Source organism: Archangium sp. (genome assembly GCF_036389735.1).
In the GTDB taxonomy this organism is placed as follows: Bacteria; Myxococcota; Myxococcia; order Myxococcales; family Myxococcaceae; genus Archangium.
The window spans coordinates 1-16639 of the sequence record NZ_DASVWK010000209.1 but is presented as its reverse complement, the minus strand read 5'-3'; the positions used below and the strand labels follow the sequence as shown (position 1 = coordinate 16639).

The following is a 16639-nucleotide window of genomic DNA, read 5'->3' as shown; positions in this document are numbered from 1 at the left end:
CCCCTCAGTGGATGTCTCCGTCGAGCCGATGTCCGTCCGCATCCTGGGGCGGGCCCGATAATGAAAACGCAGTCTGCGACCAGACAGCAGGGCCACCTTCGGTGCGCCCGCGTCGGGAGAGCCTGAAAATGGCCGGTGTGGTTTTCAAGAATGTGGCCAAGCGTTACGGCGACGTGTCCGTCATCGAGGGGTTGAACCTCGACATCCAGGACCATGAGTTCATGGTGCTCGTGGGTCCGTCGGGCTGTGGCAAGTCCACCGCGCTGCGGATGATCGCCGGCCTGGAGGAGATCACCGGAGGAACCCTCGCCATCGGCGAGCGCGTGGTGAACGAGCTGCCGCCCAAGGATCGGGACGTGGCGATGGTCTTCCAGAACTATGCGCTCTACCCGCATATGACCATCCGGGAGAACCTCGAGTTCGGCCTGAAGATCCGCAAGACGCCCAAGCCGGAGCTGGACCGTCTGGTGAACGAGGCGGCCGAGGTGCTCGGCATCACGCACCTGTTGGATCGCAAGCCCAAGCAGCTCTCCGGTGGTCAGCGCCAGCGCGTGGCGCTCGGGCGCGCCATCGTGCGCAAGCCGGCGGTGTTCCTCTTCGACGAGCCCCTGTCCAACCTCGACGCCAAGCTGCGCGTGGCGATGCGCTCGGAGATCAAGAAGCTCCAGCAGCGGCTGGGCGTCACCTCGGTCTACGTGACGCACGACCAGATCGAGGCCATGACGATGGGCCACCGCATCGCGGTGATGAAGGAGGGCAAGCTCCAGCAGCTCGGCACCCCGCTGGAGGTGTACGAGCGCCCGGCCAACGTCTTCGTGGCCCAATTCATCGGCTCGCCGCCCATGAGCTTCACCAGCGCCACGCTGTCGGCCAATGGCGAGCTGCTCGAGGGTGACGGCTTCAAGCTGCCGGTGCCCCAGAGCCTGCGCCCGGTGACGGCGGGCAAGGGCGGCCGCAAGCTGAAGGTGGGCATCCGCCCCGACAACATCGTCTCTCCCTCGGTCACCGCCCGCGGCGAGACGTCGCCGCTCGAGGTGAAGGTGGACCTCGTCGAGCCGCTCGGCAACGAGGTCATCGTCCACTCGCGCCTCGCCGACAACTCCATCGTCTTCCGACTCCCGCCCCAGCATTCGCCCGAGACCGGGGCGAAGCTGCAGGTGCTCGTCGAGCTGGAGTCCCTGCACCTCTTCGACGCTGAAACCGAGCAACGTCTGTCCGCCTGATTTCGAGTCCCAACCAGGAGCTCCACGACATGAAGAACCTGCGACTGATGATCGCGGCCGTGTGCCTGTGTGCGCTCGGCCTGATTTCGAAGCCCGCCGCCGCCGAGACGAAGGAAATCGTCCTGTGGCACGGCTACCGCGCCGAGGAGAAGGCCGCGCTGGAGAAGGTGATCGGCCAGTTCAACGCCGCCAATGCCGCCAAGGGCATCCAGGTGAAGACGCTGGCGGTGCCGTATGACGCCTACGCGGACAAGATCTCCGCCACCGTGCCGCGCGGCAAGGGGCCGGACCTCTTCATCTTCGCCCAGGATCGCCTGGGCGGGTGGATCGAGGCGGGCAACACGGTGGAGCCCATCGACTTCTACCTGGATGACGCCACCCGCAAGCGCTTCATCCCCACCACGATGGAGGCGATGACCTACCGCGGCACCGTCTACGGCCTGCCGCTGAACTACAAGGTCGTCACGCTCATCTACAACAAGAAGCTCGTTCCCACCCCGCCCAAGACGAGCGGCGAGCTGGTGGCGATCGCCAAGAAGCTCACCGACAAGAAGGCCGGTCGCTTCGGTCTGGCCTACTCCTACGGCGACTTCTACTACCACTCGGCCCTGATGAACGGCTTTGGCGGCGGCGTCTTCGGGCCGGGCACCACGCCCACGCTCAACTCCCCCCAGAACGTGAAGTCGGTGGAGCAGATGATGAAGTGGGCGGAGAAGGACGGCATCCTCCCCGCCGAGCCCTCCAGCGCGCTCATCACCGCGCTCTTCAACGATGGCAAGGCGGGCATGGTGTTCTCCGGCCCCTGGTTCCTGGGGGAGATCGCCAAGGGCGTGGACTACGGCCTGGCCCCGCTGCCCACGCTCGACGAGGCCGGTGGCAAGCCCATGCGCCCGTGGATGACGGTGGAGGGCGTGTACGTCTCCGCTCCCTCGAAGAACAAGGACGCCGCCTTCGAGGTGGCCAGGTACCTCACCGGGGATGAGGCCGCGAAGGTGCTCGCGCTGGAGGGCCGCCAGAGCCCCGCCAACCAGGCCGTGTACTCGGACGCGAAGGTCTCCGGTGACGCGCAGCTCAAGGCGTTCCGCGCCCAGGTCGAGGTGGCGGTGCCGATGCCCAACGTGCCGGAGATGACGATGGTCTGGTCGCCGGCCACCTCGGCGATGAACTCCATCCTCAAGAAGGCTTCCACCCCCAAGGCCGCCCTCGACGTCGCCCAGAAGGCCGTCGCCAAGGACGTGGCCGGTCTGCGCAAGAAGTGAGAGGCACTGAGTGAGCAACGCGGCCCCACATCTCACCGGCGACGAACGAGGGGTCGTCGCCGGCCACCCGCCCAGCACGCGCGGTGCCAGCGAAGCCCTTCTTCATCATGCGGGCCGTCCCTCGGGCGAGCCGCGGGGCCCTGGTGCTGTCCGCCGCGTGCGGGTGCTCGTGGGGTTGCTCCTCACGCTCGGCGTGTCCCTGGCGATCGCCGACGGCCTGCTGGCCCGCACGCTGGAGGCCATCTCCACCGAGCGCGCGGACCGACAGGCCCTCGTGTCCCTGCGTGCGCTGGAGGATCTCGTCCAGCGCGCGGGGGGCTCGGGTGAGTCCGTGCGCGCCGTGGTGGACGTCTGGAAGCAGCAGCTTCCGCCGGGCAGCGCGGTGCGCGTCATCGCCTTCTCGGGCATCCAGCTCGAGGCCTCCACCTTCCCCGAGGACCAGGGGGAGCGCGCGGCGCCGCGTCGGCTGTCGCGCGAGGAGAAGCCCCTCTACGACCGCGGGCAACGGTTGCGTGCCGCGGTGGAGACGAACCGCGAGGAGGGCACGGCGCGCAAGCTGGAGGTGGAGACCGAGGCGCTGCCCAATGGTGGGCGCCTGCTGAGCGCGCCGGTGGAGGTGGACGGAGCGGTGGTGGGCCTGGTGGAGCTGGCCACGGCTCCGCTGCCGGTGCCGCTCCAGACGGACCTGGGCGCGGCGCTCTTGTGGTTCCTGCTGCCGCTGGCGCTGTGCGCCGGGGCGTCCTTCGTGGTGCGCCGCCAGGGCGTGCTCGTGGGCGTGTCGGTGGTGGCGCTCGCGGTGGGCCTGGGCGGCTACTCCGTCCACACGCAGCGGATGCTGGCCTCCGAGCTGCGCGAGACGCAGACGGTCGTGGCCGGACAGCTGCGCGCCATGTCCCAGCAGGCCCAGGCGGTGATGGCCGAGCGCCAGCTCGCCACCGAGCCGCCGCTTCAGCCGGGCAACTGGGACTCGGATGCGTACCGCCGTCCGCTCGGGCTCCTCTCGCCGACGGGTGAGGTGAACGAGGCGGTGGTGGCCGCGCGTGCGGCCGAGCTGCGCTCGGGCGCGGGCCGTGCGTTCGGCGGGCTGGGGGCGCTGGCCCTCGCCGTGCTGCTCTTCATCGGCATGGGCGGCCTGGCCCTCACGGTGAAGACGGTGGTGGAGTACCGCGAGGCCTACGCCTACATCGCCCCGGCGATGGTGGGCATGGTGGTGCTCGTCTTCTTCCCGTTCTTCTACGGCATCACCCTGTCCTTCACCGACTCCAACCTCTACAACACGGGGCAGTCGCTGGCGGACATCTGGGTCGGCGTGCGCAACTACGTGGAGATCCTCGGCGACTTCAACATCGCCAGGCGGGCGCAGGACGGCTCGCTGGTCTTCAACTACCTCAACTTCTATTACACGCTCTTCTTCACGGTGGTGTGGACGGTCACCAACGTGGCCATCGGCGTGACGGTGGGCCTGGTGCTGGCCCTCATGCTCAACGTGCAGGGGCTGGCGCTGCGGCCCGTGTACCGCGTGCTGCTCATCCTGCCGTGGGCCATGCCCAACTACATCACCGCCCTCATCTGGAAGGGCATGTTCCACCAGCAGTTCGGCGTGGTGAACCACGTCATCCGGATGTTCGGTGGCCAGGGGCTCGCCTGGTACGACACGCCCGTCTCCTCGTTCCTCACGGTGCTGGCCACCAACGGCTGGCTGAGCTTCCCCTTCATGATGGTGGTGGCGCTCGGCGCGCTCACCTCCATCCCCGTGGAGCTCTACGAAGCCGCTCGCGTGGACGGGGCTACGCGCTGGCAGCAGTTCACGGCCATTACGCTGCCCTCGCTCAAGCCCGCGCTGGTGCCGGCCATCATCCTGTCGGTGGTCTGGACCTTCAATCAGTTCAACGTCATCTTCCTGGTGACCGAGGGCGAGCCGAGCAACTCGACGGAAATCCTCATCACCCAGGCCTACAAGTACGCGTTCCAGCGTTACCGCTACGGTTACGCGGCGGCGTACTCCACGGTCATCTTCGGCATCCTGCTGCTCTACAGCGTGGTGCAGAACCGCATGTCGCGCGCCACGGAGGCCGCCTGATGTTCTCGCGTCGCGATGGGGTGCCGCACTGGCCCCTGCACATCCTGCTCATCGGTTTCACGCTGTTCACCGTCTACCCCATCCTCTGGGTCATCACGATCGCGCTCTCGGGCAAGCAGAGCCTGGCCATCACCACGCTGCCCGAGTTGCCCACGATGATGGACCGGGTACGCGCGGTGACGCCGTGGCCGGAGACCTGGTCGCTCGCCAACTTCACCTCGGTGATGACGGACCAGCCCTTCGGCCAGTGGATGCTCAACAGCGCCGCCATCGCGCTGGGCACCACGGTGGTGGGCGTGTTCCTCGCCTGCACGGCGGCCTACGCCTTCAGCCGCTTCAAGTTCCCCGGGCAGCGCACGGGCATGATGGCGTTCCTCGTGTCCCAGATGTTCCCGGGCACGCTGATGCTCATTCCGCTCTACATCATCCTGGTGCAGTGGCTGGGACTGGGCAGCTCGCGCTTCGGCCTGATGATCGTCTACGCCACCACCTCCATTCCCTTCAGCGTGTGGATGCTCAAGGGCTACTTCGATACCATCCCGAAGGAGCTGGAGGAGGCGGCGCTCATCGAGGGGGCCTCGGTGGGGAAGATCTTCTGGACCATCATCCTGCCCCTGGCCAAGCCGGCGGTGGCGGTGACGGCGCTCTTCTCGTTCATGACGGCGTGGAACGAGTTCATCCTCGCGGCCACCTTCATGGACCAGGAGGCGATGTACACGGCGCCGGTGGGCCTGCGCTTCTTCGTGGGCGGCTTCTCGCAGCAGTGGGGCTACTTCGCCGCCGGCTCCATCATCGTCTCGGTTCCCGTGGTCATCCTGTTCCTGTTCCTGCAGAAGTACCTCGTTTCCGGCCTCACCGCCGGAAGCGTGAAGGGCTAGTCGTACTTTCCAACGCAAGGAGCTGTCGCATATGAAGACCTCTCATTTCGCAGTGATTTCCCTGGCCGCGGCGCTGCTGGGCGCCCCCGCGCTGGCCGCTGACAAGGTGTCCTTCAAGGACCCGACCGGTGACGACAACGGCCCGGGCACCTACAAGTACCCGACCGACACCGTGTACAAGCGCGGCTCGTTCGACCTGACGGACTTCACCTTCGAGAAGAAGGGCACCAAGGCCGACGTCACCCTGGGCTTCAACACCACGCTGGAGGACGCGTGGAAGATGGGCTCCGGCTTCTCCGTGCAGATGGCCTTCATCTTCATCGACACGGACGGCAAGGAGGGCAGCGGCTCCACCGAGGGTCTGCCCGGCCTGAACGTGAAGTTCGCCCCCGCGTATGGCTGGGAGAAGGTCATCGTCATCTCGCCGCAGGCCTCCGGGCGCGTGAAGGCCGAGGTGGGCAACAAGGCTGGCGCCGCCAAGGACAACGTCCTCGTCCCCACCCGCGTCAAGGGCTCGGGCCGCAAGGTGAACGCCACGGTGGACCTGGCGGGCCTCGAGGGTGAGCCCTCGCAGTGGCGCTTCCAGGTGGTGGTGCAGTCCAACGAGGGCTTCCCCGCGGGCAGTGATCTGCTGACGCGCCGGGTCAACGAGTTCGAGGGCCAGCATCGCTTCGGCGGCGGCAACGACGGCGACTGCGATCCGCACGCCATCGACGTGCTCGCCGGCGAGGGCAAGGGCGAGGCCTCGGAGGTGAAGGCGCAACAGGATATGCTGAGCTTCGAGTGCGCCGAGGACGGCACCGCGAAGAAGGCGGCGACGCTCACCATGGTGGGCGGCGCGACGAAGCCGGCGGCGCAGGAGCAGAAGCCGGAGCAGAAGTAGGTCTCAACCGATTTCCTGCCGGATGGCCGAGCGGGTGGCATTGAGCCACCCGCTCCCGGCAGCCGGGAAGCCCCCTTCCCGGTTCGGCCGCCAAGAGAGGGGTATCACCCATGAAGATGAAGTCCATGCGGAAGGGCGCCGTCGCCCTGACCGCCGCTGCAACGCTCCTGCCCGCTGCTTCGATGGCCCAGGAGGCCCCCAAGCTGCAGATTGGCGGCACGACATATACCAAGTGGCTCCTGGGAAATTCCCGGGAGCAGGGCGCGATGTACAACTTCACCACCGTCCCGGGTGAAGGCTACGGCGAGAACGGTATCGGCACCGAGCTCGAGTTGCTCCTCAACGCGCGGCTGTCCAGCGCGGTCGAGGTTCGCGGTCGTCTCCACAGCCGCTTCAGCCAGAACTTCTGGAGCAACGGTGGCGGCTTTGGCAAGCCGGGTGCGGACTGCACCTCCGGTAACTGCGGTGAGTTCGATCCGCGCTCCAACCAGTACATCAAGCTGCGTGGCCTCGCCGTCACCCTGACGCCGGGCTACCTCATCGACTCGGCCACCATCGGCGCCAACGACTTCGGCCAGTTCGATCCGTTCGTCATCGGCCGCATCCGCTACATCGACCGCGACAACGTCTACGGCCTCCTGTTCCAGGGCTCCGCGTTCGACCGGAAGCTGACGTGGGACGCCGCGCGCATCTCGCTGCCCCGGTTGTGGGCCGGCCCGGGCTACAGCACCGGCGCCTTCCACGCCACGGACGCCACCTACGGCTTCCAGACCAAGTACAGCTTCAATGACATGGTCGATGTCGGGGGTATCTTCCAGTACACCTACGACTCCGAGCTGGATCCGCAGGACTTCAACCTGGACGATGGCCGTGACCTCGCGCCGCGCTACCGCAACGGCGTGGGCGGCCTGAAGGCCGGCCTCCACCTGGGCTCCTCGGTGGACGTGCGCGGCGCCTTCTACCGGTCCTACTCCAACGTGGATGAGAAGACGGCCAACCGCTGGACGCCGGTGCCCGCGGGCCGCCACGAGGACAACACCTTCAAGCTGGACGTGACGGTCAACGATCCGCTCGAGGTGGGCCTGTCCCTCAACGCGCAGGTGTTCAGCATCGGCTCGGACTACGTATCGATCATGGCCGCCCGCCGTGAGTCGGACGTGCTCCTGACCGAGGGCTACGACGCCACCTTCGCCCTGCCCGGCGCCAGCAACCGCACCTTCGGCATCTACAAGGGCAACGGCAGCCGCATCGGCTACGGCGGCTGGACGAGCGAGGCCCAGCAGGTCGCCACCATCAACGTGGACAACGAGTTCACGGACTTCGACGAGCCCTTCGCCCAGACGGCGATCGGCTGGAAGGGTGCCACCTTCAACCCGGTGTTCAGCAACGGCGCGCTCGACATCTCCGGCGAGTACTCCTACATCAGCTACAACACCAACTGGCAGGCGTACGGTGATGACACCATGTCCATCACCAACCCGCTCTACCCGACGTTCGAGGGTGACGTGGGCGTGGGCCACCCGTTCCGCACCGCCTACCAGCCGTTCCAGGACAAGAAGACGCACCTGCTGGTGGGCAAGGCCCGCTACGTGCTCGACATCGGCCGCGGCATCGACGTGTTCGGCAAGGTCAAGTACATCCACGAGAACGACAAGCGCCTGAACGACGCGAAGTACCTGCCGTACCAGGCGGATGCGTGCCCCACCACCGGCACGCTCGGGTGCGACGACAAGAAGACGAACGAGTACTCGCCCGGCAACAGCACCGCGAGCCTGTACAAGCAGCCGGACGTGGTCACCCTGGAGGACGGCACCCAGGGCTACCGCTGGAAGCCCTTCGACAGCATCGATGATGACGACCGGGTGATGGACTACACCACCTTCAGCCTGGGCGCTGGCTACCAGTTCACCGACGACCTCTACCTGTCGCTCAACTACGCCAAGTACCTGGTGGACCTGAAGGACGGCAACACCGCCTTCCAGGCCTACGGCGATCACGAGATGGCTTCCGGCCAGCACGACAAGAACCAGCTCACGCTCAAGGCCAAGTACATCCTGGCCGGCGTGGAGTTCGGCGCGGAGGCCGGCTACGCCTTCGGTACCTACACCCCGGACTTCGGCACGGGCTTCCTGGCCGAGACCGCGGACGCGCAGATCGCCAAGGACTTCGGCGTTGCCGAGGGGTCGAAGGGCTTCTCAAACACCTGGGGCGACCGCAACTCGCCGCATGACCGGTACATGTGGCAGAGCATGGCCACGCGTGAGTTCCATCACATGCGTCTGAAGGCCTTCATGAAGGCGCAGTTCTAGTAGGTTTCTCGTCTCATCTCCGGGGCCCGGCGCGCGTTCTGCCCGCCGGGCCCCTCGTCTTTTTCGCACCCCAGGTCCTCATGTCTCCCTTGCGCCGTCTCGCTCTGTTGTCGCTGTGGGTCTCGCTGGCCTGTGCCTGCCACGCGCGTGGCGCGCGCCGCGAGGCCCTGCTCTTCACCCTGGAAGACCCCCGCGGAGATGACGTGGGGGATGGGGATCTGCGCTATCCCCAGCGCCCGGACATGGGGCCGGGCTCGTTGGATCTGCTGTCCCTCTCCGCGCGTGCCGAGCGCGGGGGCACGATTTTCGAGGCGACCCTGGCTCGGCCCATCGCCATGCCCGCGCGTGGGCACACGGTGGATCCCAGCGGGACCACGCAGGCGGACATTGCCCGCTACGGCTTCTACACTTTCAACCTCGACGTCTACGTCGACACGGATGGGGTGGCTGGCTCGGGCCGCACGGACACGCTCCCCGGCCGCCAACTCACCCTCGCTCCCCGCAGTGCCTGGGAGAAGGTCATCCTGCTCACCCCGCGCCCCTACGAGGCGAGGGATGTGCTGCGCAAGCTGTGGGCACAGGGCGCGCGTGAGGCGTTCCAGAAGGAGCACGGAGGCGTCAGCGAGGCCAACGCGCGCACGCTGGACGAGCAGGTGGAGCGTGCCCTCGCGGAGCGCGTGTTCTTTCCCACACGCATTCGCGTCAGCGGCTCCAGGGTTTTTTTCTTCGTCCCCGAGGACTTCCTCGGCGGCACGGCCCAGCCCACCTGGGGCTACGCGGTGGCGGTGACGGGCGCCTCGCTTCAGCGCCGGGTAGAGCTGCCCGCGTTCCTGGGAGGGAGCGCCGAGGCCAGGGAGGGGCTCATGCTGCTCGGCATCAGGCCCGGGGGCGGCTCCGTGCATTTCGGAGGCGGGCGGCTCGGAGATCCGGGCCAGTCGCCGGTGGTGGACCTGATGGTCCCCGAGGGCGTGCAGCAGCGGGAGGTGCTTGGGCCGAAGCCGCTGCCCTGGCCGGCGGTGGTTCCGGCGGTCCCTTCCTCCCCGCTACCGCAGGCGCCAGATGCCGGTGGCCCTACCGGGGAGGGTGGTGCGCCAGGCTCCGGAGGCCTTTGACAGCGAGGGCACGTTGGCGTCAGTGAAGAGGACTTCGGCCGACTCACCGGCCACCTCGAGGGGTCCCACGCTCGTGGTGCTGTCGGAGAGGTTGTGCACCACCAGCACCTGCTCCTCTCCCCAGGAGCGCACGAAGGTGAGGACGGGCGTGTTCTCCCGAGTGGGAGTGAGCAGGGTAAGGCCTCCACGCTCCAGTGCGTCCGAGCCCTGGCGGACGCGGATGAGCTGCTGATAGCGGGTGAGCAGAGACCTGGAGGATTGCGCCTGGGTGGCCACGTTGGCGGCGTCGCGGCCTGGCGAGAAGGGGAACCAGGGGCTCACCGTGGTGAAGCCCCCGCTCGTGCTGCTGTCCCAGGGCATGGGCGTGCGCTTGGCCTCGTCGTTGTTGGTGGTCCCGTTGGCCAGTCCCACTTCCTCTCCGTAATAGAGGAAAGGGGAGCCGGGGAGGGTGAGCAGGAGGGCGGCCGCGTTGGCGAGCCTGCCCGTGTTTCCTTCGAGTCGCGTGGCCACCCGGACGTTGTCGTGGTTGGTGAGGAAGGGCGCGTCCGCCACGCCCGAGGGGTAGGTGCGCGCCATGTCCGCGAGCGTGGAGGTGATGCCCGAGGCATTGGCCTTCAGCAGGCTGTCGATGATGCTCTCGGAGAGGGGGAAGTTGAAGTTGAGCGGCAGTTCGTCCCCGCCGGGCACCGTCTGGGTAGAGCCGTAGTAGCTGGCGATGGTGCCGGAGCTGGCCCAGTTCTCTCCGACCAGCACCGCGTCCGGTTTCACCTGGCGCACATGCGCGGCGAACTCCTTCCAGAAGGTGTGGGTCTCCCGCGTGTCGGCCTGTTCCGTCCCGACACCGGTCTCGATGAGGTAGCGCGCCGCGTCCAGGCGGAAGCCGTCCGCGCCCCGTTCCAGCCAATAGGAGGCGATGCGCTTGACCTCGTCACGCACCGCGGGCGTTTTCATGTTCAGGTCCGGCATGCCGCCCCAGAAGACGCCGTAGTACCAGGCGCCATTGCGCTCGTGCCACGCGGGCGTGCTGGAGTAGTTCCAGGGCTGCTTCCAGCCCGGGTCCCTGTCGTTCCACACGTACCACTCCCGCTTGGACGAAGTGGGTGAGGAGGCGGAGTCCACGAACCACGGGTGCTGCGAGCTGGTGTGGTTGAGGACCAGATCCACGATGACGCGCATGCCCCGGCGGTGGGCCTCGGCGCAGAGGCGCTCGAAGTCAGCCACGGTGCCGTAGTCCGGGTGGATGCGCTCGTAGTCCACCACGTCGTAGCCGTGGTAGCTGGGCGAGGCGAAGACGGGCATCAGCCACAGTGCGTCCACCCCCAGGTCGGTGGTGGTGCTCGGGTCACCGTCGTTGAGGTAGTCCAGGCGCGAGATGAGCCCGGGCAGGTCGCCTTTCCCATCTCCGTTGGAGTCCTGGAAGCTGCGGACGAAGACCTCATAGAAGACGGCGTGCCGGTACCACTCGTTGCCCGCGGGCGGGGCAATCACCACGGGAGTCGCTGACGGAGACTCGTGCCCGGTGGGCGTGGACGGGCCCGAGATGCAGGCCGTCAAGGTGAGGATGGGGAGGAGGCGCAGGGAGTGGGAGCGCGGCATGGGCGCGAGGATTACCAGCGCCGTGCTTCGCGGGCCAGCGCCCGGTCCGCCCCAGGTGAACGCCCAGGCGCCTCTCTGCTATACGCTCCCGGACATTCCCCCTCCGGCTCCAATCGGGTGTGCCGGCCGTCTCATCCCCGGACGGCTGGTTCGCGGAACAAGGTGTACCCAATGAGAACAGAATCTTCCCCCCACCAACTCTCCCGGGCGAGGGCGCTGCTCGCCGCGCTCGCCCTCCTCTCCGCGGCAACGGCTGCCGCCGAACCCGCGAGGGACGACGTCAGCAACACGAACGCCGTCATCGCCACCGTGGCGGGCAGCTTCCAGAGTGAGCTGGGCTGCGCCGGTGACTGGATGCCGGCCTGTGCGCTCTCGCGGATGGAGGACGTCGAGGGAGACGGTATCTACACCTTCTCCGCGAACCTCCCCGAGGGCACCTATCAGTACAAGGTGGCCCTCGATGAGGGGTGGACCACCAGCTACGGCAAGAACGGCGGCGGCGACAACATCGAGCTCGTCATTCCGGCCGGAGGCGCCAAGATCACGTTCTACTTCGATCCCCAAACCCACTGGGTCACCAGCGACAAGAACTCGATCATGGCCACCGTGGCCGGCAGCTTCCAGAGTGAGCTGGGCTGCCCCCCCACGGACGCGAACGGCGGTGACTGGCAGCCGTGGTGCATGCGCTCGTGGATGCAGGACCTCAACGGGGACGGCATCTACACCTTCTCCACACGGCTCCCCGCGGGCGCCTATCAATACAAGGTGGCCCTCAATCAGACGTGGAGCACCAGCTATGGCAAGGACGGCGGCGGTGACAACATCAGCTTCGAGATTCCGGCGGGAGGCGCCGAGATCCTCTTCTCGTTCGATCCGGTCACCCACGTTCCGAGCCACTCGGTGTTAGGCGTGGACGTGCCTCGCGGCAGCCTCCTGCGGGCCCGCGGGTATTGGGTCGCGAGCGACTGGCTGGTCTGGGTCCCCGAGACGCCCGTCCCGACCGGCTCCGTCTTCAAGCTGCACTACGACCCGACCGGGGCCATGACGCTGGCGCCCTCGGGCATCATGGGGGGCAACTCCATCACCCTCGAGCGGTCCACGCTGGGGCTGCCGCCGGATGTCGAGGCCCGCTTCCCGCACCTGGCGGGCAAGCTGGCGCTGCGGATTGGAGACGGTTCCGGCATCGACGTGCGGCAGATCCTCAAGGGGCAGCTCGCCCTCTCCGTCACGGATGCGGACGGCCACCTGCAGGATGCCACCTCGGTGCAGATTCCGGGGGTGTTGGATGCGCTGTACGCCAATGATGAGGCGCTGGGTGTCACCTGGCGCAATGGCGTGCCCACCCTGAAGGTCTGGGCCCCCACCGCCCGCGACGTGCGCCTGCACGTGTTCACGGGCTCGACCACCTCCGATGCCTCCGTGATGTCGATGCAGCTCGACCCGGCCACGGGCGTCTGGAGCTTCACCGGCGACGCGAGCTGGAAGGGACGCTTCTACCTCTACGAGGTGGACGTGTACGTCCGCTCCGAGAAGAAGTTCGTGAAGACCCTGGTCACCGACCCCTACTCGCTGAGCCTGTCCACCAACAGCACGCGCAGCCAGCTGGTCGACCTGGCGGACCCGGCGCTCCAGCCCTCGGGGTGGAACTCGCTGGCCAAGCCCGCGCTGGACGCGCCCGAGGACATCGTCCTCTACGAGCTGCACGTCCGCGACTTCAGCATCAACGACGCGACGGTGCCGACGCAGAAGCGGGGCACCTTCCTGGCCTTCACCGAGGCCGAGTCCAACGGCATGAAGCACCTGCGGCGGCTGGCCTCCCACGGCCTGACGCACGTGCACCTGCTGCCGGTGTTCGACATCGCCACCATCAACGAGGACCGCTCCCAGCACCAGGCGCCGGCTGGCGACCTGACGGCCCTGCCTCCTGACTCGGACCAGCAGCAGGCCGCGCTCGCCCCCGTGCGCGATACGGACGGCTTCAACTGGGGCTATGACCCGTACCACTACACCGTGCCCGAGGGCAGCTACGCGGTGGACCCCGATGGCAGCGCGCGCATCGTCGAGTTCCGCCAGATGGTGAAGGCCCTCTCGGACTCCGGCCTGCGCGTGGTGATGGACGTGGTCTACAACCACACCAACGCCTCGGGACTGGCCGACAAGTCGGTGCTCGACAAGGTCGTGCCCGGCTACTACCAGCGCCTCAACGCGGACGGCAACGTCGAGACCAGCACCTGCTGCCAGAACACCGCTTCCGAGCACGCCATGTTCGAGAAGCTCATGGTGGACTCGCTCGTCACCTGGGCTCGCGCCTACAAGGTCGATGGTTTCCGCTTCGACCTCATGGGCCACCACATGAAGTCCAACCTGCTCAAGGCCCAGGAGCGGCTGCGCGCGCTCACCCTGGAGAAGGACGGGGTGGACGGCTCGAAGATCTACCTCTATGGCGAGGGCTGGAACTTCGGCGAGGTGGAGAACAACAAGCGCGGCGTGAACGCCACCCAGCTCAACATGCCCGGCACGGGGATCGGCACGTTCAGCGACCGTCTGCGGGACGCGGCGCGCGGCGGTGGTCCGTTCAGCGGCCTTCAGGAGCAGGGCTTCATCAGCGGCCTCTGGTCCGACCCCAATACGGCCACCTCCGGCTCGGCCGAGGAGCAGCGCCAGCGGCTGCTGCACTACATGGACCTCATCCGGGTGGGTCTGGCCGGCAACCTGCGCGACTACCTGCTCGTCGACAAGGACGGCAAGGAGGTGAAGGGCTCGCAGGTGGACTACAACGGGCAGCCAGCCGGCTACACGTTGGATCCGCAGGAGGTCATCACCTACGTCTCGGCCCACGACAACGAGACGCTGTTCGACGCCGTGCAGATCAAGGCGCCCGCCTCGGCCGACATGGACGCCCGGGTGCGCATGCACAACCTGGGCATGAGCCTGGTGGCGCTCGGTCAGGGCATCCCGTTCTTCCACGCCGGTGACGAGCTGCTGCGCTCCAAGTCTCTGGACCGCAACAGCTACAACTCGGGTGACTGGTTCAACAAGCTCGACTTCACCTACGAGTCGAACAACTGGGGCGTGGGCCTGCCTCCCGCCGGGGACAATGGGACCCAGTGGTCCATCATGAAGCCGCTGCTGGCCAATCCGGCGCTGAAGCCCGGTTCCACCCACATCACCCGGTCCCTCGAGCACTTCGAGGAGATGCTCTCCATCCGCAAGAGCACCGCCCTCTTCCGGCTGCGCACGGCCGAGGACATCCAGGCCAAGGTGCGCTTCCTCAACACCGGCACGTCCCAGGTGCCCGGCCTCATCGTCATGAACCTCAAGGACGAGCAGGCCGCCGACGGCATCACGGACATCGTGGTGCTCTTCAACAGCGGCACTGAGCAGCAGGAGTTCCGGATCAGCGGGTACGAGGGCCGTGCGATGGAACTGCACCCCTCGCAGAAGGCCTCGCTCGACCCGCTCGTCCGCGGGTCCGGCTTCGTCGCGGAGTCCGGTGGCTTCATCGTTCCGGGTCGGACCACCGCGGTGTTCGTCAACGCGAAGCCCCCGCCGGTCGATCCCGGTGACGATGATGGCGGCGGCTGTGGTGGTTGCGCCGGCTCTGGCGGCGAGGCCTTCGGCGCCCTGGCGCTGCTCCTCGGCGGCGTGATGCAGTCCCGGCGCCGTCGCCGGGAGTAGTCGCTCCTGTCGTTCGTCATACTCGGGCACGGGGGCCCGGCTCTCTCGAAGCCGGCCCTCGTGCCCTGTTCCGTCCCCCCCTCACTGTGAGGTAGAGGGGCAGGCATGGACGAAAAGACGCTCACCCGATTGCTCCAGCAGGTGAAGGGCGGCAAGGTCTCCGTGGACGAGGCCGTGGGCCAGCTCAAGGACCTGCCGTTCGCCGAGCTCGGCTATGCCACCCTGGACACCCACCGCAGCCTGCGCTTCGGCGTCCCCGAGGTGGTGCTCGGAGAGCCCAAGACGGCCGAGCAGGTACTGGGCATCGTGGGCGCGCTGGTGGAGCGCAAGCAGACGGTGCTCGTGACGCGGCTCCAGCCGGAGAAGGCCGAGGCGCTGCTGGCCGCCTTCCCCAAGGGCCAGTACCACTCCGTGGCGCGCATCTTCCACCTGAGGCAGGGCAAGCCCAAGGCGGGCACGGTGGCGGTGGTGACCGCGGGCACCAGTGACATCCCCGTCGCCGAGGAGGCCGCCGTCACCGCCGAGGCCATGGGCGCCACGGTGAAGCGCGTGTACGACGTGGGTGTGGCGGGCATCCACCGGCTGCTGCGGCGGCGCGAGGAGATCCAGGACGCGCACGCCGCGGTGGTGGTGGCCGGTATGGAGGGGGCCCTGGCGAGCGCGGTGGGCGGGCTGGTGGGCATCCCCGTGGTGGCGGTGCCGACGTCGGTGGGGTACGGCGCCAACTTCGGGGGCGTGTCGGCGCTGCTGGCGATGGTGAACTCGTGCGCCTCCAACGTGGCGACGATGAACATCGACAACGGCTTCGGTGGCGGCTTCTACGCGGCGCTCATCTCGCGCACGAAGGGCAGGCGCTGAGCCATGGGAGGACCAACCATGCGGAGAGTGCTCTACCTGGAGCCGGTGGGCGGCATCGCCGGAGACATGTTCCTGGCGGCGGGCGTGGATCTCGGCGTGTCGCCGGAGGCCCTCACGCAGGCGTTGAGCGGGCTGAAGGTCCCGGGCTGGAAGCTGGCGGTGAGCCGGGCGGTGCGGCACGCCATCAGTGGCACGCACCTGGACGTGGTGCTGGACGAGCGCGAGGCGCACCCGCACCGGGCGTACTCGGACATCCGCCAGCTCATCGAGGCGGCCTCCACGCTGTCGCCCCGGGCGAAGGAGCGGGCCCTGGCGGTGTTCCGCGCCATCGGCGAGGCCGAGGCCAAGGTGCACGGCGTGTCCATCGACGCCATCCACTTCCACGAGGTGGGGGCGGTGGACTCCATCGTGGACATCTGTGGGGCCGCGGTGGTGTTGGACCTGCTGGGTGACCCCGAGGTGTACGCGGCGCCGCCTCCGCTGGGCAGCGGCACCATCCGGGTGGCGCACGGCAACATGCCCATCCCCGTGCCGGCCACGCTGGAGCTGCTCAAGGACGTGCCGGTGCGCTTCGAGGGCGTGGGCGAGCTGACGACGCCCACGGGCGCGGCGCTGCTCAAGGTGCTGGCGCGCATCGGCCAGCCGCCGCCGGACTTCATCATGGAGAAGATCGGCTACGGCGTGGGAACGAAGGACTTCCGGGACCGGCCCAACGTGTTGCGCGCATCCCTGGGGCGGGCCGAGGCGAAGGCCGAGGGCCTCT

At 67.7% G+C, this 16639-nt stretch carries 11 protein-coding genes; 10 read left to right on the top strand and 1 reads right to left on the bottom strand.

The annotated features are described in order from the left end of the window. Nucleotides 1–128: 128 nt before the first annotated feature. From VF794_RS07785 to VF794_RS07755, 7 genes are all read left to right on the top strand, one after another. Entirely contained in the window at nt 129–1223 is a 1095-nt protein-coding gene (locus VF794_RS07785; RefSeq protein ID WP_331108548.1) for a sn-glycerol-3-phosphate ABC transporter ATP-binding protein UgpC, read from the top strand. A gap of 29 nt (nt 1224–1252) precedes the next feature. Continuing rightward, nucleotides 1253–2482: an extracellular solute-binding protein gene (locus VF794_RS07780; protein WP_331108547.1), complete on the top strand. Its 1230-nt coding sequence runs from the start codon at nt 1253–1255 to the stop codon at nt 2480–2482. Between the two features lie 10 nt (nt 2483–2492). Continuing rightward, nucleotides 2493–4562 (top strand): sugar ABC transporter permease, encoded by a 2070-nt coding sequence (locus VF794_RS07775; RefSeq protein WP_331108546.1) that lies wholly within the window; start codon nt 2493–2495, stop codon nt 4560–4562. Then, a complete protein-coding gene (locus VF794_RS07770) occupies nt 4562–5440 on the top strand; it encodes a sugar ABC transporter permease (RefSeq protein ID WP_331108545.1) in 879 nt (292 codons plus the stop codon). The genes VF794_RS07775 and VF794_RS07770 overlap by 1 nt, the downstream gene beginning before the upstream one ends. Before the next feature lie 31 nt (nt 5441–5471). Beyond that, complete coding sequence (locus VF794_RS07765; RefSeq protein WP_331108544.1) at nt 5472–6323, top strand: glucodextranase DOMON-like domain-containing protein; 852 nt, start codon at nt 5472–5474, stop codon at nt 6321–6323. Between the two features lie 110 nt (nt 6324–6433). Further along, the gene (locus tag VF794_RS07760) at nt 6434–8632 is read left to right on the top strand and encodes a hypothetical protein (protein ID WP_331108543.1); all 2199 of its coding nucleotides are present in this window, start codon (nt 6434–6436) and stop codon (nt 8630–8632) included. 89 nt (nt 8633–8721) lie between these two features. Further along, on the top strand, nt 8722–9744 hold the full coding sequence (locus VF794_RS07755; RefSeq protein WP_331108542.1) for a glucodextranase DOMON-like domain-containing protein: 1023 nt from the start codon (nt 8722–8724) through the stop codon (nt 9742–9744). Here the strand turns inward: VF794_RS07755 and VF794_RS07750 are convergent. Then, nucleotides 9676–11340, bottom strand: coding sequence for an alpha-amylase family glycosyl hydrolase (locus VF794_RS07750; RefSeq protein ID WP_331108541.1), 1665 nt, complete (start codon nt 11338–11340; stop codon nt 9676–9678). The genes VF794_RS07755 and VF794_RS07750 overlap by 69 nt on opposite strands. A 171-nt stretch (nt 11341–11511) precedes the next feature. Here VF794_RS07750 and pulA point away from each other — a divergent pair, with 171 nt between their 5' ends. From pulA to VF794_RS07735, 3 genes are all read left to right on the top strand, one after another. Then, the gene (pulA, locus tag VF794_RS07745; protein WP_331108540.1) at nt 11512–15018 is read left to right on the top strand and encodes a pullulanase-type alpha-1,6-glucosidase; all 3507 of its coding nucleotides are present in this window, start codon (nt 11512–11514) and stop codon (nt 15016–15018) included. 105 nt (nt 15019–15123) lie between these two features. Then, nucleotides 15124–15876 (top strand): nickel pincer cofactor biosynthesis protein LarB, encoded by a 753-nt coding sequence (gene larB / locus VF794_RS07740; protein WP_331108539.1) that lies wholly within the window; start codon nt 15124–15126, stop codon nt 15874–15876. A gap of 18 nt (nt 15877–15894) precedes the next feature. After that, nucleotides 15895–16639: LarC family nickel insertion protein (locus VF794_RS07735; protein WP_331108538.1), on the top strand; the 745-nt coding region annotated here is incomplete at its 3' end.

Coding starts and splice junctions, on each gene's coding strand:
- VF794_RS07765 (WP_331108544.1), top strand. CDS start 5,472: ATGAAGACCTCTCATTTCGCAGTGATTTCCCTGGCCGCGGCGCTGCTG.
- VF794_RS07785 (WP_331108548.1), top strand. CDS start 129: ATGGCCGGTGTGGTTTTCAAGAATGTGGCCAAGCGTTACGGCGACGTG.
- VF794_RS07760 (WP_331108543.1), top strand. CDS start 6,434: ATGAAGATGAAGTCCATGCGGAAGGGCGCCGTCGCCCTGACCGCCGCT.
- larB (WP_331108539.1), top strand. CDS start 15,124: ATGGACGAAAAGACGCTCACCCGATTGCTCCAGCAGGTGAAGGGCGGC.
- VF794_RS07770 (WP_331108545.1), top strand. CDS start 4,562: ATGTTCTCGCGTCGCGATGGGGTGCCGCACTGGCCCCTGCACATCCTG.
- VF794_RS07780 (WP_331108547.1), top strand. CDS start 1,253: ATGAAGAACCTGCGACTGATGATCGCGGCCGTGTGCCTGTGTGCGCTC.
- pulA (WP_331108540.1), top strand. CDS start 11,512: ATGAGAACAGAATCTTCCCCCCACCAACTCTCCCGGGCGAGGGCGCTG.
- VF794_RS07750 (WP_331108541.1), bottom strand. CDS start 11,340: ATGCCGCGCTCCCACTCCCTGCGCCTCCTCCCCATCCTCACCTTGACG.